The sequence below is a fragment of the Brachybacterium sp. J144 genome (assembly GCF_036321705.1).
In the GTDB taxonomy this organism is placed as follows: Bacteria; Actinomycetota; Actinomycetes; order Actinomycetales; family Dermabacteraceae; genus Brachybacterium.
This window is the reverse complement of record NZ_JAZDCG010000004.1, coordinates 174,462-195,801: the sequence shown is the minus strand read 5'-3', so window position 1 is coordinate 195,801 and position 21,340 is coordinate 174,462. Positions and strand designations below refer to the sequence as shown.

Genomic DNA, 21,340 nt, shown 5'->3' with positions numbered 1-21,340 from the left:
CAGGAGCGCATCACCCCCTGATGGGGTGCGGCGCTCCTGGCAGCGGGCTCCGGATCCCGGCTCAGCTCACGCCGAGCTTCTCCATGATGATCTCGCGGACGCGGCCGGCGTCGGCCTGGCCGCGGGTGGCCTTCATGATCGGGCCGATGAGAGCACCGATCGCCTGGACCTTGCCGCTCTGGATCTTGGCGACGACGTCCGGGTTGTCGGCGATCGCCTGATCCACGGCGCCGGTGAGCACGGAGTCGTCGGAGACCACGGCGAGTCCCTCGGCCTCGACGATCGCGGCGGGGTCGCCCTCGCCGGCGAGCACCTTGGTGAGCACCTGCTTGGCGATCTTGTCGTTGATCTTCTTCTCATCGACGAGGCCCTGCAGTTCGGCGACCTGCGCGGGGGTGACCGCGAGGGCCTCCAGCTCGGTCTCCTGCTCGCGGGCGGTCCGGGCCAGCTCGCCCATCCACCACTTGCGCGCGGCCTGCGCGGAGGCGCCGGCGAGGACGGTCTGCTCGATGAGGTCGAGGGCGCCGGCGTTGATCACGTCGCGCATCTCGAGATCGCTGAAGCCCCACTCCCCCAGCAGGCGGCGACGCCGCGCGGCCGGCAGCTCGGGCAGGCTCGCCCGGATCTCCTCGACCCATTCGCGGCTCGGCGCGACGGGGACGAGGTCCGGCTCGGGGAAGTAGCGGTAGTCCTCGGCGTCGGACTTGGGGCGACCCGAGGAGGTCTCGCCGGTGTCCTCGTGGAAGTGGCGGGTCTCCTGCACGATGCTGCCGCCGTCGTCGAGGATGCCCGCCTGGCGGGAGATCTCGAAGCGCACGGTCCGCTCGATCGACCGGAACGAGTTGACGTTCTTGGTCTCGGTGCGAGTGCCGAGCGGGGCCTCGGCGTCCGCGCGCAGGGAGACGTTGATGTCGGCGCGGACGTTGCCGCGCTCCATCCGCGCCTCGGAGACGTCGAGGGCGCGGAAGATGTCCCGCAGGGTGCGGACGTAGGCGGCCGCGACCTCGGGGGCGCGCCCCTTGGTGTTCGGGATCGGCCGGGTGACGATCTCGACCAGCGGCACGCCGGCGCGGTTGTAGTCCACCTGCGAGTGGGTCGCCCCGTGGATGCGGCCGGAGGCGCCGCCGACGTGCGTGTTCTTGCCGGCGTCCTCCTCCATGTGGGCGCGCTCGATCTCGACCCGGACGATCTCGCCGTCCTCGAGCTCGACGTCGACCCAGCCGTCGTGGGCGATCGGCTCGTCGTACTGGGAGGTCTGGAAGTTCTTCGTCAGATCCGGGTAGAAGTACTGCTTGCGCGCGAAACGGCAGGTCTCGGCGATCTGGCAGTTCAGGGCCAGGCCGATGCGGATCGCGTACTCGACCGCCTTGCCGTTGACGACGGGCAGCGAGCCGGGCAGGCCCAGGGACACCGGGGTGATCGCGGTGTTCGGCTCGGCGGCGAAGATGTTCGGCGCGCCGTCGAACATCTTGGTGGCGGTGCCGAGCTCGACGTGGACCTCGATGCCGAGCACCGGGTCGTAGCGGTCGATCGCGTCGTCGTAGTCGACGAGGTCGGAGACGTTGGCGGACATCAGAGCGCACCTCCGGTGAGATCGGGGGCCTGGGCCAGCAGCGGCCCGCCCCAGGAGTCCTCGAGCAGCGCCTCGAGGGCGCCGCCCACCTGGTACAACCGCTCGTCCCCGCGGGCGGGGGCGAGGAACTGGATGCCGGCCGGCAGACCGTCCTCGGCGAGACCGCTGGGCAGCGAGATGCCCGGCACGCCGGCGAGGTTGGCGGGGATGGTGGCGATGTCGTTGGCGTACATCGCCAGCGGGTCGTCGACCTTCTCGCCGAGGCGGAACGCCACGGTCGGAGCGGTCGGCGAGGCGAGGACGTCGACCTGCTCGAACGCCGTCGCGAAGTCGCGCTGCACCAGGGTGCGGACCTTCTGCGCGCTGCCGTAGTAGGCGTCGTAGTAGCCGGCCGAGAGAGCGTAGGTGCCCAGCAGGATGCGCCGCTTGACCTCGTCGCCGAAGCCGACGCCGCGGGTCGCCTTCATGACGGACTCCGCGGTGGGGCTCTCCTCGGGGACGACCCGCAGGCCGAAGCGCATGCCGTCGAACTTCGCGAGGTTCGAGGACGCCTCCGACGGCATGATCAGGTAGTAGGCGCCGAGCGCGTAGCCGAAGTTCGGGCAGGAGACCCGCACGATCTCGGCCCCCGCCTGCTCGAGCAGGGCCAGGGACTCGGTAAAGCGCTGGCCGACGAGCGGGGCGAAGGCCTCGCCCTCGAGCTCGGCGATGACGCCGATGCGCAGACCCTTGACGTCGCGGCGGCCCGCGGCGGCCGCGTAGGCGCCGACGGGATCCGGGAGGGAGGTCGAGTCGCGCGCGTCGTGCCCGGCGATCAGCTCGTGCAGCAGGGCGGCATCGGCCACGGTGCGGGTGACGGGACCGGCCTGGTCCAGGGAGCTGGCCATGGCGATCAGGCCGTAGCGGGAGATCGAGCCGTAGGTGGGCTTGACGCCCACGGTGCCGGTGACCGACGCGGGCTGGCGGATCGAGCCACCGGTGTCGGTGCCGATCGCGAGGGGTGCCTCGAAGGCGCCGACGGCCGCGGCGCTGCCGCCGCCCGAACCGCCTGGGATGCGCTCGCGGTCCCAGGGGTTGCGGGTCGGGCCGAAGGCGCTGGACTCCGTGGAGGAGCCCATGGCGAACTCGTCCATGTTGGTCTTGCCGAGGATCGGCAGGCGCGCCGCCCGCAGCTTCTCGACGAGGGTCGCGTCGTAGGGCGGGATCCACCCCTCGAGGATCTTGGATGCGGCGGTGGTGGGAATCCCCTCGGTGACCACCACGTCCTTCACGGCGATGGGAACGCCGGCGAGCGGGTGCAGCTCCTCGCCCGCAGCGCGGAGGGAGTCGACCTCGCGCGCGGTGGCGAGCGCCTCCTCGCGGCTGACGTGCAGGAAGGCGTTCAGGTCACCGTCGACGGCGTCGATGCGGTCCAGGTGCGCGGCGGTCAGCTCGCTCGAGGAGATCTCCCCGGCCCCGAGCGCGGCGGCCTGCTCGGCCGCGGAGCGGCGCAGGATGTCGGTGCTGGTCATATCACTCCTCCCCCAGGATCTGCGGCACGGCGAAGCGGCCGTCCTGCGCCTCGGGGGCGCCGGAGAGGGCCTGCTCCTGGCTCAGGGTGTCGGTGACGACGTCCTCGCGGAAGACGTTGGTCATCGGGATGGGGTGGCTGGTCGCCGGGACGTCCTCGGTGGCGACCTCGGAGACGGAGGCGACAGCGTCCATGATGGAGTCGAACTCGCCGGCGAAGCGGGCGATCTCCTCCTCGGTGAGCTGGATCCGTGCGAGGTCGGCGAGGCGTGCGACGTCATCTCGTCCGATCGAAGGCATGCCGACAGTCTAGGCGTGCTCCGCAGGGGCGGCTCCCACCCGGTAGTGGTAGAGGCCGAGCTCCCGGGAGCCGAGGCCGCGATAGAGCGCACACGCGGCGCGGTTGTCCTCCTCGACCTCGAGCAGGGCGCGGACCGCACCCTGGCGGGCGGCGACCGCGAGGAGGGTCCGCGACACGTCCCGGCCGAGGCCCTGGCGGCGGTGCGCGGGGTCGACGGCGATCTGGTTCAGCACGGAGGTCCGCTCGCGACCTGTCTCCACGAGAGCCGCCCGGCCGACGGCCACGGGCGCCTCCCCGGGAGCGGGTCGGAGCAGGACCTGCACCGCGGGGGTGCCCGCGAGGATGTCGTGCAGGGTGCGGCGCGCCTCCTCGCCGGGACGCGGCGCGAGGCGCCAGGCGGCCTCGAACCACTCCTCGTCCAGTCCGCCGACGCGGATCTCCGCGGCGGGAGCCGGCGCGGGCGCGCGGTCCAGGGCGATCTCCTGGACGGCGCTGCGACCCTCGAGGGTGTAGCCGCGCTCGGCGAGCAGCGCATCCAGGGGTTCCGGACCGTGGAGGTCGAGGATGCGGAAGGTAGCCGGCTCCCCTGCCGCGGCGCAGAGCCCCTCGATGCGCTCGACGGCGCGGAGCAGGGCCGACGGGGAGTCGGGGGCGTCGAGCGCGACGGCGCTGTGGGCACGACGCGTGACCCCGCGGGAGCGGAGCAGCGCGAAGCCGTCGACGTCGAGCCGTGCCAGGGGTCGCCAGCCGTCGATCAGCGCCTCGACGAGAGGGCGCCCGGTCAGGGGGCGGGGTGCTCTGCTCACCTCGGCATCGTAGGGGTCGACGGTAGACTCTGTGCCTCCACGACCCGCTCGTCAGCGCCGGAGGAGACCGTCATGTCCGTCGACCCCCACATCGACTACGCCTCGCACGACCCCGAGGACCGGGAGGGGATGTCCGAGAATCCCGCGATCCGCGAGGCCCAGGAGCTCGAGGCTCGGATGCGTCGCGCCCTCGCGACCAAGGAGGACCCGCTGCGCGACGACGAGTCCACCGTCGAGCGCCTGCGCCGGCTCGCCGCGCAGGACTCCGACGCCGATGACGCAGATGCCGCGGACGCCGCACATGCCGAGGGCACCGGGCAGGACGCCGAGTCTCAGGACTGATCCCCGGCGGTGCCGGCGCCGTACCTGCCGGCACCGCCCCTTGGACCGTGTTGCGCCTCAGCGCTCGCGCTCCGGTCTCGGCATCAGCAGCAGCGGCAGGTACATCACCCCGGACAGGTTGTACGGGAACGTGATCCGCATGGTCACCTTGATGCCCCAGTGCATCGCGAAGGCGCCGACGGCGAACACCCTCCCGAGGCGGCGGTCCACCAGAGCGAGCGGTGCGCCCAGTTCGAGGACCAGGGAGATGACCGCCATGCCGGTGAACATCCAGGCGTGCGGGTACAGCGCGCGACCGACCGGTGACGGCTCCTCCCCCAGCATCGTCTTGCGCAGTGCGTCGAAGGCCACCTGACCGCGCATCTGCTCCCCGTCGGCCCAGCGCACGCCCTCGCCGCGCGCGAGCTTCGCGACACCGGCGAGGAGGTAGGTGACGGCCACGGCGGCGTTCATCAGCATCGGCGTCGCCCCGTACATCCAGGAGCGGCGCGGTGGGAGCAGCGTCCCGTCGCGCACCAGCGCGTCGACGCTGAGGGCGTCCGCGGCCGGGGCGACACCGAGCACCGCGGTGTGCAGCACGAGGGCGTTCTCGTGGTGGTACACCATCGACCACGAGTTGCGGTAGGTGAAGTTCCAGGTCTGCAGCGCGGCGTGCAGCGGTCCGATCACGCGATGCGCGACGCCCGCCGTGACCAGCGCCCCGGTCACCAGGGACGCATCCACCAGCCGGTCCGCGACGACCGGAGGCAGCGGACGCGAGAGCACGCGCACCACCCCCACGGGGGCGAAGCTCTCCTGGTCCGTGCGGTGCACGCCCCGATACAGCCGACGACGGCTGCCGACGTGCCAGAGGTGGTACGCGCCGACGGCGATACGGAGCACGGCGGGGGTGGCGGCACCGCTGCGAGGGGCGAGGCGGCATCGGACCTCGGCGGTGAGGCCGGGCACGGAGCCGAGCAGGCTGCGGAGACTCATGCCGACTCCCCTTCCGTCATGGGCGCGTCCGTCGATGCCGCCCCGCGGCCGGGCACGTCGGCGCTGCCTCGCACGTCGAGCTTCGAGGTGAAGGTGTCGCGGTCCGCGCCCTCCATGAAGGGGGCGACGAGATAGCGTCCGCGGACCACGTGCACGCGGACGACATCGCGGTCCTGCACTCGGTCGCGGGAGGCGATGCGGGCGGCGACCCGGTCGGCGATGACCTGGCCGTCCCCGTCGGCGACGCGGCGGCGGACCTGGCGGCGCACGGCGTTCAGCCCGCCGGTGCCGAGGTAGGAATAGTGCAGCGGGGCGACGGTGCCGTCCTGCTTCACCCCGAGGAGGTGCGTGACCCAGTAGTGGGACTTCCGTGTCGCGGAGAACATCGGGTAGTGGCTGAAGGGGAAGCTGTCCCGGACCTCGTCCTCGGGGCGGGCGTAGCGGCGGATCGGCAGGGAGACGGCGCCGAGCAGGGCGGCGGCGAGGGCTCCCGCGAGGACCCGGGTGAGGGGACCGTCGGGGATCGAGGCGGCGGGAGGCGAATGCGGCGGGAGGAGGGCGTCTGCTGGCATGGCGGCACCGTAATCGGGAGTGATGAGACACACCCCCGTCCCGGGTGAGAGGTGCATGAGAGCCTTCTCAGCGAGCGCATGCCGGCGGCCATCCCTGCAGGACAGCGCGCGGAACGATCTCTCCTCCCCACAGCGGGGTCATCCACAGCGCCTCGGCCCCGGCCCCATCGGTCGGAGCGGACGGGGAGACTGGGGCCATGGACGACACCCCGCACGGCGCCCCGATCGATCCGCTGCACGAGGAGGCGCTCGCCGCCCTGCGCGCCCTCACCGGCCGCGAGGACGCCGCCTTCCGCGACGGCCAGTACGAGGCGATCCGCGCGCTGGTGCACGACCGCCGACGGGTCCTCGTCGTGCAGCGCACGGGCTGGGGGAAGTCCGCCGTGTACTTCCTCGCCGCGCATCTGCAGCGCGCCCGCGGGGCGGGTCCCGCCCTGATCGTCTCCCCGCTGATCGCCCTGATGCGGGACCAGGTCTCGGCCGCGGCCCGGGCCGGCGTCCGGGCGGCGGCGATCAGCTCCGCGAACGCTGTGGAGTGGGAGGACATCGAGACCTCGCTCGCCGGCGACGAGATCGACGTGCTGCTGGTCTCCCCCGAGCGCCTGGTCAACCCCCGTTTCCGGGAGGAGCAGCTGCCGCGGCTGATCGCCCGCTGCGGCCTGCTCGTGATCGACGAGGCGCACTGCATCTCCGACTGGGGTCACGACTTCCGCCCTGATTACCGGCGCCTGCGGGACCTCGTCGCGCAGATGGGCCCGGAGGTTCCGGTGCTCGCCACGACCGCGACCGCGAACTCCCGCGTGGTGGCCGATGTCGCCGAGCAGCTGGGGATCGGTGCTCGCGCGGCCGACGGCGACTCGGGGGTGCTGACGCTGCGCGGACCGCTCACTCGGCAGTCGCTCCGACTCGGCTCGCTGTCCCTGCCGGATGATCGCGCCCGGCTCGACTACCTGGTGCGGCACCTCGACGCCTTCGAGGGGTCCGGGATCCTGTACACCCTCACCGTCTCCGCGGCGGAGGACCTCGCGGCGCTGCTGGATCGACCCGGCCGGCGGGTGCGCGCCTATACGGGTCGCACCGATGCGGAGGAGCGGGCCGAGCTCGAGCAGGCGCTCAAGCGCAACGAGGTCAAGGCGCTCGCCGCGACGAGCGCCCTGGGCATGGGCTTCGACAAGCCGGACCTCGGCTTCGTGATCCATCTCGGGGCACCGAGCTCCCCGGTCGCCTACTACCAGCAGGTCGGTCGTGCGGGCCGTGCGACGGACCGGGCGGACGTGCTGCTGCTCCCGGGGAAGGAGGACCGGGCGATCTGGGAGTACTTCGCGACCTCGTCGATGCCTTCGCAGGACTCCGCGGCGCAGGTCCTCGGCGCGCTCGGCCGGTCCGGCTCGCCGCTGAGCACCCCCGCGCTCGAGGCCCGGGTCGACGTGCGCCGCGGTGCCCTCGAGCTGCTGCTCAAGGTGCTCGCGGTCGACGGCGCGGTGCAGGCGGTCAAGGGCGGCTGGATCGCGACCGGTGCGCCGTGGCACTACGACGCCGAGCGCTACGAGACCGTCGCCCGGGCGCGCCGGGACGAGCAGCAGGCGATGCTCGCCTACGAGCAGCTCGCGGGCGGTCCCGAGCAGTGCCGGATGATGTTCCTCGCCCGGCAGCTCGACGACACCACCGCCGTGCCCTGCGGTCGCTGTGACGTGTGCGCGGGCGCGTGGTATCCCGCACCGGGCGCCGCGGCCGGCACGGCCGCACCCGACGGGTCCGGAGCCGGCGCCACGACGAGCGCGGCTCCGGCCGAGGAGGCGGACCGGGAGGCCGCGGAGGCGCGCGTGGCGGCGCTGCTCGACCGCGTCGGCGTCCCCGTCGAGCCGCGCGCCAGCTGGCCCTCGGGCCTGGACCGGCTGCTCGGCGCGGGAGCCCCGAAGGGGCGGATCCCCGGCGGCGAGCGCGCCGCGGAGGGCCGGGTCATCGCCCGCATGTCGGACCTAGGATGGGCGGTGCCGCTGCGGGAGCTGCTGCGCACCGACGAGGACGGCCGCCCCGTCGACGCCGTCGTGCCGGAGCGGATCGGCGGGCGCATCGTCGAGGTGCTGAAGGACTGGGACTGGGAGCGGCGCCCCGCGGCGGTCCTCGCCGTCCCCTCGACCACCCGGCCGCAACTGGTGAGCTCCCTCGCCTCCGGTATCGCGACCATCGGACGGCTCGAGGACCTCGGCTCGCTCGGCCTCGCCGCCGACGCCGCCCCGCTCCACGGCGCCCGCAACAGCGCCTTCCGCGTGGCCGCCCTCTGGGACCGCTTCGTCGTGGGACCCGATCTGCAGGCCCGGCTCGAGGAGCTCGACGGTGCGCCGATCCTACTGGTCGACGATCGGATCGACACCCGCTGGACCATGGCGATCGCCGCCCGTCAGCTGCGCCGGGCCGGCTCCGGCCCCGTGCTGCCGCTCGCGCTCGCCCAGGAGGCGTGAGACCGCCGGCTGCGACGGCCCCTCAGCTCATCCCTCGAGCGCGGCGAGCACCCGGGCGACGCGCTCCTGCTGCGCCGCGTCGATCGAGCGCAGCGGCCGGGGGAGCACCCGCTCGCCCACGAGGCCCAGCTGCTGCGCGACGGCGGCCACGACGCGGAGGCTGCCGCCGCACTCGGCGAACAGCTCCCAGAGGCCGTCGAGCCGGGCGGAGAGCTCCTGCGCCTCCGCGGGCCGTCCTTCGATCGCGGCCCGGGCGATCGCGAGCAGTGGTCCGGGCAGCGTGCCGGCGAGGGCGGAGAACCACAGGTCGCATCCGGCGAGCAGCCCAGTCGCCCCGACCGCGTCGCCGGAGACGCCGATCCGCACCCGCTCCGGCAGGGCATCCCGCACCGCGGCGACGCGCCCCCGGGCCGTCGCGGGGTCCGCGGGCACCGGAGGGATCTTCACCGCGGCGACCTGCGGCAGCGCCGCGATCCGGGCATAGGTCTCGAGCGACAGGTCCACGTGCGTCGTCGCCGGGTTGTCGTAGACAACCAGGGGGACGGAGAGCTCGCGGGTGACGTCCTCGTACAGCCCCACCACCTCGTCGTCGGTGAGCCGCTGGTAGGAGACGGGGGCGAGCAGCACGGCGTCGGCTCCGGTGCGCTGGGCGTCCTCGGCGAGGGAGAGCACCTCGTCGGTGGCGCAGTGGCCGATGCCCGCGAGCACCGGCAGGCCCGCGCTGCGATCGACCGCGATCTCGACGACGCGGCGCCGCTGTTCCCTGGTCAGATAGGTGTACGCGCCGGTGGAGCCGAGCACGCCGATCGAGTCGACGGAGGCCTCCACGAGCCGGTCGAGGAGTCCCCCGAGCGCCGTCTCGTCCACACCGCCGTCTCGCAGCGGGGTGAGCGGGAAGGCGCTGAGTCCGTGCAGCCAGGTGGTCACTCCTCGGGCTCCTCCGAGATCTCGCCGCTCTCCTCCGCCGACTCCTCCTCCGGCAGGGCGACCGCGTCCGGGCCGCCCTCGAGCAGCGCCACGAAGCCGGCCTCGTCGAGGATGCGCAGCCCCAGGTCTCGCGCCTTGGTCTCCTTCGAGCCGGCGTTCTCCCCGACCACCACGAAGTCCGTCTTCTTCGAGACGGAGCCCGAGGCCTTGCCGCCGCGGGAGATGATCGCCTCCTTCGCACCGTCCCGCGAGAAGCCCTCGAGCCCGCCGGTCACCACGACCGTCAGGCCCTCGAGGGTCTTCACGAAGCCCTCCTCGACCTCGTCGGCCATGCGCACCCCGGAGGCCGCCCAGCCGTCGACGATCTCCCGGTGCCAGTCCACCGCGAACCACTCCACGAGCGCCTCGGCGATGATCTGCCCGACCCCGTCGGTCTCCGCCAGCTGCTCGACGCTCGCCGCGCGGATCGCGTCCATCGTGCCGTAGGCCGTGGCGAGGGAGCGGGCCGCGGCGGGGCCGACGTGGCGGATCGAGAGGGCGACCAGGACCCGCCACAGCGGCTGGGACTTCGCCTTCTCCAGCTCGGCGATCAGCTCCTCGGTGGGCTTCAGCGGGGCGGGCGCCTTGACCTCCCGCCACTCCCCGTCGCGCTTGTAGTGCCGGAACTGCGGCCGGGTCCAGAAGGCGGGCTGGATGCGCCAGTCCCCCGTCGGCTCGCCGTCGCGACGCTCCGGCTGCCAGACCACCACCTCGGAGAGCGCCTCGGCCGTGAGGTCGAAGAGGTCGGCACCGGTGTCGATCACGGGCTGCTGCGGCGCCGGGAGCAGGGGGTCGTCCGCGGCGGTGATCCGCAGCAGCGGCACCCCGTCCGTGCCCTCCACGACCTGGCCGTTCTTGAGCACCACGAAGGCGTCCCGCTCCGTGTCGGCCGCATGCCGGATCGGCAGGTAGACCGCATGGCCCTCGGCGAGCGCCGCGAGGGCCTCGCCGCGTCGCTTGTCCGGATCGGTCAGCGCGATCGCGCTCTCCTCGCCAAGGGACTCGATGTCGAAGGCGCCGCGGGAGCCGGCGTGCTCCACGCGCCCGGTCACCTGGGCGGGGCAGGTGCGGCGGTTGGGGCAGCGCCAGTCCTTGTCGCCCTCCTTCTCGGGCCGGATCCCCGTCCCGCAGGCGGGGCACTCGGTCGGCATGACGAAGGGCCGCTCGGAGCCGTCGCGCAGCGACTCGACGGGGCCGAGGATCTCGGGGATCACGTCCCCCGCCTTGCGCAGCACGATGGTGTCGCCGATCAGCACGCCCTTGCGCTCGACGTCGAACTGGTTGTGCAGCGTCGCCTTCTCGACGGTCGACCCGGCCACGAGGACGGGCTCCATCACCCCGAAGGGGGTCACGCGTCCGGTGCGGCCCACCTGCACCTGGATGTCGAGGAGCTTGGTGGTGACCTCCTCGGGCGGGAACTTCACCGCGATGGCCCAGCGGGGGGCGCGGGAGGTGGAGCCGAGGGCCCGCTGCTGGGCGAAGGCGTCGACCTTTACCACGATCCCGTCGATCTCGTGCTCGAGGTCGTGCCGGTGCTCCCCGTGGTGCTCGACATAGGTGATCACCTGGTCGACGGTCTCGGCCAGGCCGAGGTGGGCGCTGGTGGGCAGGCCCCAGGAGGCGAGCAGCTCGTACACCTCGCTCTGGGAGTCCACCGGCGGATCCGGCCAGGCGCCGAGCCCGTGCACGGTCAGGCGCAGCGCGGCGAGACGCGCCTCCCCCGCCTCCCGCTCGAGGCCGTCCTTCTTGTCGAGCTGCTGGCGCAGTCCGCCCGCGGCCGTGTTGCGGGGGTTCGCGAAGGTGGGGAAGCGTCGGGTCGCGGCGAGCTCCTCGCGGGCCTCGTCGAACTCCCGCCGACCGCCGGCGGCGCGGGCCTCCCAGCGGCTGCGGGCCTCGGCGACGGCGCGCTCGCGCAGCTCGACCTGGAGCGCGTTCAGGCGCTCGAAGGCCTCGGTGGGCATGAACACCTCGCCGCGGACCTCCACCAGCGGCGGGTGCCCCTCGCCCGCGAGCCGCTGGGGGATGCCCGCGATGCGCAGGGCGTTCGCGGTGACGTCCTCGCCGGTGCGGCCGTCGCCGCGGGTCGCGGCGGTGACCAGTTCCCCGTGCTCGTAGCGGAGGTTGATCGCGAGGCCGTCGATCTTCAGCTCGGTGAGGAAGCGGGGCGCGCCGCCGAGCTCGGTCGCGGCGTGCTCGCACCACTCCCGCAGCTCCTCGACGGAGAAGACGTTGTCCAGGGACTGCATCCGCTCCGCGTGCACGACCGTGGGCAGCCCGCTCGCGGGCGCCCCGCCGACGGTGCGGGTGGGCGAGTCCTCGGAGGCCAGCTGGGGGTGCTCCGCCTCGAGGGCGCGCAGCTCCTTCTCGAGGGCGTCGTACTCCCCGTCGGTCATCGTCGGGGCGTCGCGCTCGTAGTAGTCCGCGCGCGCCTGCTCGATCTGCGCGGTCAGGGCGGCGATGCGCTGCTGGGCGTCCTCGGTCCCGCGATGCACGGTCGAGGACGTCGAGGGGGACTGGGAGTTCGGGGAGGGCGATTCCGGGGCGGCGTCGTTCACCGGACCATTGTCGCGCACGCCCCCGACGATCGGGTCGGGCCCGGAGTGCCCGCCCCCCGCTCGGGAAGCGGGGCACTCCGCTCAGGAGGCCAGGCGCTCCGCCCAGGTGGGGGCGATCCGCAGCATCGCCTCGAGCGCCGCCTCGTCCAGCAGCGTCGAGACGGCCGGCTGGGCCGACGGGTCGACCCGTCCGGTGTGCAGGCCGTGGGAGACGCCGGTGTGGGCGATCACCGTGACGCCGGCGGCATCGGCCTCCGCGTGGCCGAGGCGACGCCAGGTCTCGAGCATCATCTCCACCTCCGGGCCGAGGCGCCCACCCGGCCGCGGATCGACGACGATCTCGAAGGCGCAGCCGTCGTCGGCGGCCTCGGCGATGCCCTCCCAGAGCGCGCGGCCGACGGGGGCGGACAGCGGGGGCAGGCGCCGCGGGGCGATCGCCATCCGGCGCGCGCCGGCCTCGCGGGCCGCGCGGAGCAGGCGCAGGTCCGCCCCGACGCCGAGGGTGACGGAGCGGGCGTCGAGCCCGTAGTCGTCGAGGGCCACGAACAGGGACCGCCACAGCGTCCCGATCTCCGGCGCGGGGACGGCCGGGTAGCGGCTGCGGCCCGAGGGCGTGGAGATGCGTCCCTCATGGATCGCGGCGACCGCGTCCTCGCGCAGCAGCACGCGCTGGGCGGCACCCGGGACCCGCTCCCGCAGGGCGGTGAGATGGTCGACCAGGCCCTCGGCGAGCAGCATCGGCAGGTCCCGCACGGCGCCCGGGTCGCCGAGGGTCCGCTCCCCGGACTGCAGGAAGGTGGCGCCGGCCAGGGTCGCGGGGCCGAGCGCCGTCACCATCAGCGGACCCTCGTAGCCGAGCAGCGCGATGCGCGCGGCGTCGAGCATCCGCTCGCGCAGCTCCCGCGCGTGGAGCCAGGCGCGACCGCTGCCGGGCCCGAGGCGCCAGCCGTAGCTGACCAGGTCGCCGGTGGTCTCGGCGAGCAGGGCGAGGCTCGCGGGCAGCAGGTGGTCGGTCTCGTCGAGACCGAGCGCCGAGGGCAGGTAGAGACGGGTCCCGATCTGTTCCTCGAGGTCGTCACCGAGCAGCGCGCGCAGGCGCATCAGGGCGGCGAGGTGCGGGTCCTCGGGCAGGCCGAGCCGCTGCGCCTCCTCTGCGGTGGGGGCTCGGAAGGTGCCGTCCCCGGTGAGGGTGACGAGTCTGCTCATGCGCGGCGCTCCAGGGTGGCGGCGGCGAGCACGCGGTCGCCGTCGTAGAGGACGAGTGTCTGGCCGGGGGCGACGCCGCGGATCGGCCGCTCGAGGGCGACGCGCACCCGCCGCCCGTCGCACTCGAGGACGGTGGCGGGCGTGGCCTCGCCGTGCGCCCGGATCTGGGCGCGGACGGAGCGGCCCACGGGCAGGTCCTCGAAGGAGATCAGGTCCGCGGCCTCGAGCTCGCGGGTCGACAGCAGCTCGGCGGCACCCACCACCACGCGGCGGGAGGCGGGGTCGAGGTCGACGACGTAGCGCGGAGCGCCGTCGGCGGCAGGACGCTCGAGACCGAGGCCCTTGCGCTGGCCGATGGTGAAGCCGTGGGTGCCGTGATGGGTGCCGAGCACCGCGCCGTCGGCGTCGACGACCTCCCCGGGCACCTCCCCGAGGCTGCGCTCGAGGAAGCCGCGGGTGTCGCCGTCCGCGATGAAGCAGATGTCGTAGCTGTCGGGCTTGGTCGAGACGCCCAGGCCGCGGGCACGGGCCTCCGCCCGGACCTCGTCCTTGGTCTCGTACTCGCCGAGGGGGAAGAGCGAGCGGCCGACCGCGTCCGGTCCCATCACCGCGAGCACGTAGGACTGGTCCTTCGCCTGGTTGCGGGAGCGGTGGAGGGAGGGCGCCCCGCCCGGGCCGTCCGCGCGGATCGAGGCGTAGTGGCCCGTGCACACGGCGTCGAAGCCGAGCAGGGTGGCGCGCTCGAGGAGAGAGGCGAACTTGATCCGCTCGTTGCAGCGCACACAGGGGTTCGGGGTGCGGCCGGCCGCGTACTCGGCGAGGAAGTCTTCCACGACCAGGTCGTGGAAGTCGTCGGAGAGGTCCCAGACGTAGTACGGGATGCCGATCCTGTCCGCCGCGCGGCGCGCATCGGAGGCGTCCTCGACCGTGCAGCAGCCGCGCGAGCCGGTGCGGGTCTGGTCACGGTTCTTGGACAGTGCCATGTGCACGCCGACGACCTCGTGGCCGGCCTCGGCGGCCCGTGCGGCCGCCACGGCGGAGTCGACTCCCCCGCTCATCGCTGCGAGCACCTTCATCGGGGTGCCACCTCCTCGCTGTGCACGCGATCGAGTGTACGGAGGCGAAGACCCGCCGACAGGCTCGCGAGGCGTGAGATGCGTCCGGTACGGACGGTCACCGTCCCCGCGCGCTCAGCCGAAGAGGGAGCCGACGGCGCGGGCCCGGGTGAGCGCCTCGGGAAGCGCCGCGAGCGCGCGCTCGACATCGTCCTCGGTGCTGGTCCAGCCGAGGGAGAGCCGCAGCGCGCCGCGCGCGTCCGCCCCCTCGAAGCCCATCGCCGCGAGGACCGGACTCGCCTGGGTGACGCCCGCCGAGCAGGCCGAGCCGGCGGAGCAGTCCACCCCGCGCTCGTCCAGCAGGAACATCAGCGAGTCGGAATCCGCGCCGGGGAAGACCACGTGCACGATGTGGCCCGATTGCGGGGAGTCCGCGGGCAGCGTGAACCGTGCACCGGGGTCGAGCTCCCGGATCCCGGCACGCAGGCGCCGGGCGAGAGCCCGGACGCGCGCGGTCTCCTCGGCCTTCTCCCGCAGCGTCTCCTCGAGGGCCGCGGCGAAGGCGGCGGCCTGGGCGGCGTCGAGGGTACCGGAGCGGACGCCGCGCTGCTGGCCGCCGCCGGTGCTGACCGCCGCGAAGGGGACCTCGGGGCGCGCCACGAGCACGCCCACGCCGACGGGGGCGCCGATCTTGTGCCCCGACAGGGACATCAGGTCGATGTCCGCGAGATCGGGAAGCGGTGCGGTCCCCAGCCCCTGGACCGCGTCGGTGTGCACGAGCGTGCCGTGGGGACGGGCGGCCGCGGCGAGCGCGGCGAGGTCCTGCAGGGCGCCGGTCTCGTTGTTCACCAGGGCGGCACTGACCAGGGAGACGGCGCCATCGGCGAGGGCCTCCCGTACCGCCTCGTCCCGGAGCAGCCCGGAGGCGTCGACGGGGAGGAACCGCGCGGTGAGCGAGGGTGCGCCGTCCTGGAGGGAGCGGGCGGTGGCCAGCACGGCCGGATGATCGGTCGCGGCGACCGCGACGGCGGTGCGCCGGGGATCTCGGGCCACGACGGCGCGGGGCACGGCGCGGAGGGCGAGGTTGTCCGCCTCGGTGCCGCCCGAGGTCATGATCAGCCAGCTGCGCGGGACGCCGAGCAGCCCGCCGATCCGCTCGAGCGCCTCGTCGAGCACGGCTCGGGCGCGTCGGCCCGCGGCGTGCACGGAGGACGGGTTGCCGTGCACGGCCGACGCCGCGAGGAAGGCCTCGCGGGCGGCGGGCCGCAGCACGGTGGTCGCGGCGTGGTCGAGATAGGCGCGCTGCGCGGGGTGGGGGTCCGCCGCAGTCACCACGGCTTGCTCGGATCCTGCGGGGCGCCGCCGTCGCCCTCGCCGTCGCCGCCCTCCTCCTGCGCGTCCCGGTTGCGCTGCTCAAGCTCCTCGTCCTTCTGCTGCTGCTCGGGGTCGCCCTCGGTGGGCTTCTCCTCCTCGGGGCCGTCGCCCTCGGGATCCTCGCGCACCGGCTCGCCCGGGTCCATCGGCGTGGTGCCGCCGTCGTCCTCCTGCTCCTCGCCGCCGCGCGCGTCGGGATCGTTGCCGGCCTCCTCGTCGGCGTCGCGGCGCTTCTTCTCCACGCGCTCGCCGTTCCCCTCGGTGGTCTCTTCGTCCTCGTTGCCGCTGCCGGAGCCGCCCTGGCCGTCGCCCTCGCCGCCGCCACCGCCGCCGCCGCGGCAGGGCTGGAGGATCTCCTCGGCCTCGAAGAGCCGGTCGGCGCGCTGCTGCGGGTCCTCGATAAGGTCCGCCTGGCGCTCGATGGAGATCGCGAGGTTGTTAGCGATCTTGCATTGCGCGTGCAGCGGGGCGTTGAGGTCGGTGCGCGACTCCCACTCGGACATCGCCACGCGCAGCTCCGCCTCGGCGGCGGCGTCCTCGCCCTGCTGCAGCAGGGCGGTGCCGCGATCCAGATGGGGCATGTACGGCTCGAACCAGTTCAGCCGGTCCAGCGGTCCGAGCCGCTCGATGGCCTCCGGGTAGTCGCCGTCCTCGTAGGCGGCCAGCTGATGCGCCTGCGCGATCGGCATGGACACGAAACGGACGGTCAGACCGGCGAGCGTCAGGATCGGCAGGGCCAGGATCGCGAAGACGATCGCCCGGGTGATCCGCAGCCGGCGCACGTTCAGCCCGTAATCGCGCCGCGCCCCCGAGGGGCGACGATCGCGCTCGGCGGCGGGCTCGTCCCGGGCCGGGGTCTCCGGGGCGGGATCCGGGCGCTGCTCGAGGGAGGTGCTCATCGCTGTGCTCCTGACACGTCGTAGCGGTCCAGCTTCCGCGGCAGTCGGTAGGTCATCTCGCCCAGCTCCCAGATCAGCAGGGCGGTCAGAGGGATCGACGCCACCCAGTACCAGTCCTCGAAGCTGGTCACGTCGCGGGAGTCCTCCGAGGGGATGGGCCGCAGCGTGATGCCCTCCATCGTGCCCTCGATCGGCTCCTCGGGGTCGGTGCGGTGGAGATAGGGCACCCCGAGCTCGCCCGCGATCTTCTCCAGCTGCGCGCTGTCGATCATGGAGATGCCCTGCTGGCCGGAGGAGTCGGTGATGTACTCGCCGTCGGTCGCTCCGCCCTGCGCCTTCATCGGGCCGCCCTCGGGCGTGCCGTAGCCGAGCACGGCTCCGCCGTCGACGTAGCCCTGGGCGGCGGAGAAGGACTCGGACTCCCGCTCGTCGGTGTTCTCCCCGTCGGAGAGGAAGTAGACCAAGACGTGGGAGTCGGGGTCCTCCTCGCGCACGGTGGTGATCTCGGACAGGAGGGTGGCCAGGGGCCGGTCCACGTTCGAGCCCTGCGAGTAGGCAGTCGGCTCGGTCTCGAGGGTGTCGATCCAGGCGGCCGCCGCCCCCGCATCGGTGGTCAGCGGCAGCTGCGAGGTGGCCGAGGAGTCGAAGGCGATGATCGAGTAGCGCGCGCCCTCGGTCATGCCCATGATCTGCTGCATGTCCGCCTTCACCCCGTCGAGGCGGGGCTGCCCCGCGGCGTAGTCCTCGGCGTTCATCGATCCGGTGCGGTCGACGACGAAGAAGACGTTGGCGTTCATCCGCTCGGTCTGCTCGGCGTCGATCGGGGTGACCGGTCGCAGCGCGACGACGGCGAGCAGCAGCACCATGAGCAGGCGCCGCAGCCACGCGGTCCGCTGGCGGGGACGCCGCACCAGCAGCACCACGCACAGGGTCAGCATGGCGCCGAAGAGCGGGATCGTGGCCCAGAGGGGCATCAGGAACTCGAGTCGCATCAGCGCGCCCTCCAGCCCAGGGCCAGGATTGCCACGAGGGAGAGGAAGGTGAGCACGAAGCCGGTCCCCGGATGATCCGTGCGGATCACGGTGGGGCTGGCCCCGAGCACCTCGGCCTGGGTCTTCTGGATCTCGTTGATGATCGACGGGATCGCCTCGGGGTCCGAGGACTCGTACAGCTCGCCGTCCTGGTCCTCGGTGGCCTCCTGCAGCTCCTCGAAGCAGCCGGGCCCGCACTCGTACGCGCCGGGGTAGAAGGTGTACAGGTCGATGCCCCGCGAGGCGACGGACTCCGTGGCCTCCTGCAGCGTGAAGATCGGCTCGCCGTTGACCTCGTTGTCGGTCGCGAAGATGATCGACCGCGAGCGGTCCTCCTCGGCCTGGTCGAAGACCTGAGCGCAGGAGGCGAGGCCGTCGGGCACCACGGACGCCTCGTCGGGGATGCCCTGGGTGCCCTCGACGAACTCGACGTACTGGCGCACCTTCTCCTGCGAGTAGTCGCGGCTGCCCACGCGATAGCCGAACTCGTCGAAGTCGATCGCCTCGGCGCCCTCCTCGAGCTCGCGCTTGATCAGGTCGTAGTCGTTGGTCAGCGGGAACACGGTGCGGCTGGTCGAGTTGAAGATCGACAGCGCCACCCGTTCGCCCTCGAAGCCGTCCACGAGCTGGGCGAAGGTCGCGAGGATCTCCGCGTCGTACTGGTACATGGAGCTCGAGACGTCCAGGCACAGCACGATGTCGCGCGAGGCGAACTCGGGGGTCTCTATCCGCTCGGAGGCGATGCGGCCCGAGAGGATGCTCGCGGCGATCACGCCGAGCACCGCGATGCCCACCTGCAGCACGCGCACCCACCGGGCCGTCCGCTGGGCGCGCACGAAGCTCGGCACCCGGTCGAGGAACCGGGAGTTCGCGACCAGCACGGGCGACTTCCGCATCGCCCGCCGGTTCACGAAGGTGATCGCCCAGACGACGATCGCGGCGATCAGGAGCAGGGCGGTGACCCACCAGAAGATCATGACCATTCCCGGATCACCTCCCTCGCGCGGCGCACCGAGTCGCGCAGCTCGGCGTCCGAGGCGCGGGCGAAGTCGGGCTCGTAGAGGTCGCTGATCAGCTCCCCGACCGCACGGGTCCGCTCATCGGCGACCAGGGTCGCGATGTCCTGGCTGGTCACGTCGTGCCCGGTGGTGCGGCGCACGAAGCGGCGCATCACCCCGGTCAGCTCGTGGTGGCCGGCCCGCGCCTCGATCCCTTCGGCCTCGTGGCGATCGGCGATGTCGTTCACGGCGCGGAGGAACTCGGCCTTGAGGCCCTCGACCTCGTCGGGCCGCGAGCGGTAGGCGATGCGCTTCTCGATCGCGCGGGTGATCTTCAGGGTGCCCACGATCAGCGCGACGATCACCAGGACGCAGAGCGCCGCCAGGATGAGCCACGCGATCGAGTACTGGGGCGGGTCGATGATCTCGGGCTCGGGGGCGGCGAGCAGCGCGCCGAGCCGGGCGGTCGCGTCAGGGACGGGCATGGCGGTACTCCCTCGAGCGCAGCATGGCGACCATGTCGTCGACCACGGTCGTCTCCCCCTGCGCGAGCACGTGGGTGATGTGGAGGCGGTCGAGCATCTCGGTGATGCCCTCGCTGCGCGCCCTCCGGTAGGCCGCGACGTCCCGGGCGACCCGCGCCGAGGTGCGGGCGAGGGAGGCCACCTCGCGCGGGTTCTCGACGTCGACGACCTCGTGGTCGAGGTCCCCGGCGAGCAGCGGGTCGGCATCCGCGATGCGCACCACGAGCAGGTCGTGCCGCGTGGTGAGACGACGGAGCAGGGAGAAGTCCTCGACCGAGGGGTGGGCCTCGTCCGTGATGATCGTCATCAGGGTGGGGCGCGCGGTGACGCGGAAGGCCCGCTCGAGCAGCCACGCGCTGTCCGGCGACGGCGCCGCGGTGGTGGTCGACTGCTGGATGGTGCGCAGCAGCATCTCCAAGTGGCCGTCGCTCGAGCGCGAGGGCAGCTGGATGGGCCGGTTCTCGCCGCCGGCGACGAGTCCGACGAGATCGCCCGACTGCTGGGCGAGGAAGCAGACCATGCCGGCCGCGAGGATCATCGCATCGCGCTTCGAGGAGCCGTCGGCCGCCGTCGCCGCCATCGCGCTCGAGGTGTCCGCGACGATCGACAGATGCCGCACCCGCTCCTCATTGAACTGGCGGATCAGCGGCTCGCCGGAGCGGGCCGTGGCCTTCCAGTCGATGTCGGAGATCTTGTCCCCGGGCTGGTAGTACTTCAGGTCGTCGAAGTCCTCGCCGCTGCCCTTGAAGAGCGAGCGGCCGCGCCCCTGGATCAGTCCGCGCGCCCGCTTCGAGGTGTGCAGATCGACCCGGGCCTTCACCCGGGTCATCAGCGAGACCGCCATGCGCCCTGCCCCCTGCTCGGATCCGGTCAGGGCATCGGCACGGCGTGGAAGACCGCGTCGATGATCTGTTCGGGCTTGATGCCGCTGGCGAGGGCGTCGAAGGTGAGGACGAGACGGTGGCGGAGCACGCCGTAGCGCATGGCCCGCACGTCGTCCGGGGTCACGTAGTCGCGCCCGTGCAGCAGCGCATGCGCCTGCCCGACCTTCATCAGGGCGAGGGAGCCGCGGGGGCTCGCCCCGACCCGCACGGACTGGGTCAGGTTCGGGACCGGTCGCGGGCCCGAGCCGCGCGTGGTGAAGACCAGATCGATGATGTACCGCTTCACGGCGGGATCGACGTAGACCGCGTCGACCATCTCCTGGAGGAAGCGGACGTCCTCGAGGGAGACCGTGGCGACGGCCTCGCGCTGACCGGTGAGGCTCCCCGAGGTCGAGCGGTCGAGGATCTCGTGCTCCTCCGCGGGACGCGGATAGGTCAGGATCTCCTTCATCAGGAAACGGTCCATCTGCGCCTCGGGGAGGACGTAGGTGCCCTCCTCCTCGATCGGGTTCTGGGTCGCGAGCACCATGAACGGCTCGGGGAGGCGGTGCACCTCGCCGCCGATCGAGGTCTGCCGCTCCTGCATCGCCTCGAGCATCGCCGACTGCGTCTTGGCGCTCGAGCGGTTGATCTCGTCGAGCAGCACGACGTTCGCGTGCACCGGCCCCAGCTGCGTGGTGAAGGTGCCAGAGCCGTAGTTGAAGATCTGGGTGCCGATGATGTCGTTCGGCATCAGGTCGGGGGTGCACTGGATGCGCGCGAAGGAGCCCGTGATGGACGAGGCCAGCGCGCTCGCCGCGGTGGTCTTGGCCAGACCGGGCACCGACTCCAGCAGCACGTGACCGCCCGCGGCGAGCGCCGCGAGCAGCGTCAGGCGCAGGTTCTCCTGGCCGACCACGCGGGACTGGAAGACCCGGGTGATGGTCGAGACGATCGCGGCGCTGCGCTCGAGGTCGCGCGGCGTGATCGCCGCGGACGAGGGCGCGAACTGCCCCGGGGGCCGTCCCCCTCCCGCCGACGGAGGCCGACCCGGCCCTCCGGCCGGGCTCGGCGCGGGCCCGGCCGGGCGGGCGGGCGGCTGGCTGGGTGGAATGCTCATGTGCTGCGGCTCCCCCGTCGTGCGGTTCTCGTGCGGTCAACGTGCAGTGGTCATGCGCGGCATGATCCCGGCGCGGGCCCCTCCCCCGACGCCGACGGGCGGGCAGGCCCGTGATCCGGGCCACCTGCGCCGGGTCGATCCTAGCGCCCTCCCCCTGCCACGTCCTCCCAGCGCCCCGGCGTGGTGCGCGCCCGATGCGAGAATGCGCT

General features: G+C 73.1%; 19 protein-coding genes. 2 read left to right on the top strand and 17 right to left on the bottom strand.

Annotated elements, in window-relative coordinates; translation table 11 throughout:
- Nucleotides 1-61: 61 nt before the first annotated feature.
- From gatB to V1260_RS03045, 4 genes are read right to left on the bottom strand one after another with little or no spacing between them, the layout of a single operon-like run.
- Nucleotides 62-1,573 (bottom strand): Asp-tRNA(Asn)/Glu-tRNA(Gln) amidotransferase subunit GatB, encoded by a 1,512-nt coding sequence (gatB, locus tag V1260_RS03060; RefSeq protein ID WP_329745323.1) that lies wholly within the window; start codon nt 1,571-1,573, stop codon nt 62-64.
- Complete coding sequence (gatA, locus tag V1260_RS03055; protein ID WP_329745322.1) at nt 1,573-3,084, bottom strand: Asp-tRNA(Asn)/Glu-tRNA(Gln) amidotransferase subunit GatA; 1,512 nt, start codon at nt 3,082-3,084, stop codon at nt 1,573-1,575. The genes gatB and gatA overlap by 1 nt, the downstream gene beginning before the upstream one ends.
- Nucleotide 3,085: 1 nt before the next feature.
- Nucleotides 3,086-3,382, bottom strand: coding sequence for an Asp-tRNA(Asn)/Glu-tRNA(Gln) amidotransferase subunit GatC (gatC, locus tag V1260_RS03050; protein WP_329745321.1), 297 nt, complete (start codon nt 3,380-3,382; stop codon nt 3,086-3,088).
- A 9-nt stretch (nt 3,383-3,391) separates the two neighbouring features.
- A complete protein-coding gene (locus V1260_RS03045; RefSeq protein ID WP_329745320.1) occupies nt 3,392-4,189 on the bottom strand; it encodes a GNAT family N-acetyltransferase in 798 nt (265 codons plus the stop codon).
- 72 nt (nt 4,190-4,261) lie between these two features.
- Here V1260_RS03045 and V1260_RS03040 point away from each other — a divergent pair, with 72 nt between their 5' ends.
- Nucleotides 4,262-4,531 (top strand): hypothetical protein, encoded by a 270-nt coding sequence (locus tag V1260_RS03040; protein ID WP_329745319.1) that lies wholly within the window; start codon nt 4,262-4,264, stop codon nt 4,529-4,531.
- 57 nt (nt 4,532-4,588) lie between these two features.
- Here V1260_RS03040 and V1260_RS03035 read toward each other — a convergent pair whose 3' ends face one another.
- Both V1260_RS03035 and V1260_RS03030 read right to left on the bottom strand, forming a co-directional pair.
- Nucleotides 4,589-5,506, bottom strand: coding sequence for an HTTM domain-containing protein (locus tag V1260_RS03035; RefSeq protein WP_329745318.1), 918 nt, complete (start codon nt 5,504-5,506; stop codon nt 4,589-4,591).
- Nucleotides 5,503-6,078: a hypothetical protein gene (locus tag V1260_RS03030; protein ID WP_329745317.1), complete on the bottom strand. Its 576-nt coding sequence runs from the start codon at nt 6,076-6,078 to the stop codon at nt 5,503-5,505. The genes V1260_RS03035 and V1260_RS03030 overlap by 4 nt, the downstream gene beginning before the upstream one ends.
- Nucleotides 6,079-6,275: 197 nt before the next feature.
- Between V1260_RS03030 and V1260_RS03025 the strand changes: the two genes are divergently transcribed.
- On the top strand, nt 6,276-8,540 hold the full coding sequence (locus V1260_RS03025) for a RecQ family ATP-dependent DNA helicase (protein ID WP_329745316.1): 2,265 nt from the start codon (nt 6,276-6,278) through the stop codon (nt 8,538-8,540).
- A 27-nt stretch (nt 8,541-8,567) separates the two neighbouring features.
- On the opposite strand, the gene V1260_RS03020 is transcribed toward V1260_RS03025, so the two are convergent.
- The 11 genes from V1260_RS03020 to V1260_RS02970 form a co-directional block, all read right to left on the bottom strand.
- Nucleotides 8,568-9,467, bottom strand: coding sequence for a dihydrodipicolinate synthase family protein (locus V1260_RS03020; protein WP_329745315.1), 900 nt, complete (start codon nt 9,465-9,467; stop codon nt 8,568-8,570).
- Entirely contained in the window at nt 9,464-12,061 is a 2,598-nt protein-coding gene (locus V1260_RS03015; RefSeq protein WP_442878107.1) for an NAD-dependent DNA ligase LigA, read from the bottom strand. Before V1260_RS03015 ends, V1260_RS03020 begins: the two co-directional genes overlap by 4 nt.
- Before the next feature lie 81 nt (nt 12,062-12,142).
- Complete coding sequence (locus tag V1260_RS03010) at nt 12,143-13,267, bottom strand: hypothetical protein (RefSeq protein ID WP_329745314.1); 1,125 nt, start codon at nt 13,265-13,267, stop codon at nt 12,143-12,145.
- Nucleotides 13,264-14,343, bottom strand: a complete 1,080-nt coding sequence (gene mnmA / locus V1260_RS03005; protein ID WP_329745313.1) for a tRNA 2-thiouridine(34) synthase MnmA — start codon at nt 14,341-14,343, stop codon at nt 13,264-13,266. Before mnmA ends, V1260_RS03010 begins: the two co-directional genes overlap by 4 nt.
- Nucleotides 14,344-14,457: 114 nt before the next feature.
- A complete protein-coding gene (locus V1260_RS03000; protein WP_329745312.1) occupies nt 14,458-15,657 on the bottom strand; it encodes a cysteine desulfurase family protein in 1,200 nt (399 codons plus the stop codon).
- On the bottom strand, nt 15,651-16,595 hold the full coding sequence (locus tag V1260_RS02995; protein ID WP_329745311.1) for a hypothetical protein: 945 nt from the start codon (nt 16,593-16,595) through the stop codon (nt 15,651-15,653). Before V1260_RS02995 ends, V1260_RS03000 begins: the two co-directional genes overlap by 7 nt.
- Nucleotides 16,592-17,587, bottom strand: a complete 996-nt coding sequence (locus tag V1260_RS02990) for a vWA domain-containing protein (protein WP_329745310.1) — start codon at nt 17,585-17,587, stop codon at nt 16,592-16,594. The genes V1260_RS02995 and V1260_RS02990 overlap by 4 nt, the downstream gene beginning before the upstream one ends.
- Nucleotides 17,587-18,609 carry a vWA domain-containing protein gene (locus V1260_RS02985; protein WP_329745309.1) on the bottom strand — a complete coding sequence of 341 codons (1,023 nt, stop codon included), beginning with the start codon at nt 18,607-18,609 and terminating at the stop codon, nt 17,587-17,589. Before V1260_RS02985 ends, V1260_RS02990 begins: the two co-directional genes overlap by 1 nt.
- Entirely contained in the window at nt 18,600-19,109 is a 510-nt protein-coding gene (locus tag V1260_RS02980) for a hypothetical protein (RefSeq protein ID WP_329745308.1), read from the bottom strand. The genes V1260_RS02985 and V1260_RS02980 overlap by 10 nt, the downstream gene beginning before the upstream one ends.
- A complete protein-coding gene (locus tag V1260_RS02975; RefSeq protein WP_329745307.1) occupies nt 19,096-19,992 on the bottom strand; it encodes a DUF58 domain-containing protein in 897 nt (298 codons plus the stop codon). Before V1260_RS02975 ends, V1260_RS02980 begins: the two co-directional genes overlap by 14 nt.
- Nucleotides 19,993-20,018: 26 nt before the next feature.
- Nucleotides 20,019-21,131 (bottom strand): AAA family ATPase, encoded by a 1,113-nt coding sequence (locus tag V1260_RS02970; protein ID WP_329745306.1) that lies wholly within the window; start codon nt 21,129-21,131, stop codon nt 20,019-20,021.
- Nucleotides 21,132-21,340: the final 209 nt, after the last annotated feature.

What these genes read in the sequence shown, in the direction of transcription:
- gatB (WP_329745323.1), bottom strand. Translation starts at nt 1,573, where the DNA reads ATGTCCGCCAACGTCTCCGACCTCGTCGACTACGACGACGCGATCGAC.
- gatA (WP_329745322.1), bottom strand. Translation starts at nt 3,084, where the DNA reads ATGACCAGCACCGACATCCTGCGCCGCTCCGCGGCCGAGCAGGCCGCC.
- gatC (WP_329745321.1), bottom strand. Translation starts at nt 3,382, where the DNA reads ATGCCTTCGATCGGACGAGATGACGTCGCACGCCTCGCCGACCTCGCA.
- V1260_RS03040 (WP_329745319.1), top strand. Translation starts at nt 4,262, where the DNA reads ATGTCCGTCGACCCCCACATCGACTACGCCTCGCACGACCCCGAGGAC.
- V1260_RS03035 (WP_329745318.1), bottom strand. Translation starts at nt 5,506, where the DNA reads ATGAGTCTCCGCAGCCTGCTCGGCTCCGTGCCCGGCCTCACCGCCGAG.
- V1260_RS03030 (WP_329745317.1), bottom strand. Translation starts at nt 6,078, where the DNA reads ATGCCAGCAGACGCCCTCCTCCCGCCGCATTCGCCTCCCGCCGCCTCG.
- V1260_RS03025 (WP_329745316.1), top strand. Translation starts at nt 6,276, where the DNA reads ATGGACGACACCCCGCACGGCGCCCCGATCGATCCGCTGCACGAGGAG.
- V1260_RS03010 (WP_329745314.1), bottom strand. Translation starts at nt 13,267, where the DNA reads ATGAGCAGACTCGTCACCCTCACCGGGGACGGCACCTTCCGAGCCCCC.
- mnmA (WP_329745313.1), bottom strand. Translation starts at nt 14,343, where the DNA reads ATGAAGGTGCTCGCAGCGATGAGCGGGGGAGTCGACTCCGCCGTGGCG.
- V1260_RS02995 (WP_329745311.1), bottom strand. Translation starts at nt 16,595, where the DNA reads ATGAGCACCTCCCTCGAGCAGCGCCCGGATCCCGCCCCGGAGACCCCG.
- V1260_RS02990 (WP_329745310.1), bottom strand. Translation starts at nt 17,587, where the DNA reads ATGCGACTCGAGTTCCTGATGCCCCTCTGGGCCACGATCCCGCTCTTC.
- V1260_RS02985 (WP_329745309.1), bottom strand. Translation starts at nt 18,609, where the DNA reads ATGGTCATGATCTTCTGGTGGGTCACCGCCCTGCTCCTGATCGCCGCG.
- V1260_RS02980 (WP_329745308.1), bottom strand. Translation starts at nt 19,109, where the DNA reads ATGCCCGTCCCTGACGCGACCGCCCGGCTCGGCGCGCTGCTCGCCGCC.
- V1260_RS02975 (WP_329745307.1), bottom strand. Translation starts at nt 19,992, where the DNA reads ATGGCGGTCTCGCTGATGACCCGGGTGAAGGCCCGGGTCGATCTGCAC.
- V1260_RS02970 (WP_329745306.1), bottom strand. Translation starts at nt 21,131, where the DNA reads ATGAGCATTCCACCCAGCCAGCCGCCCGCCCGCCCGGCCGGGCCCGCG.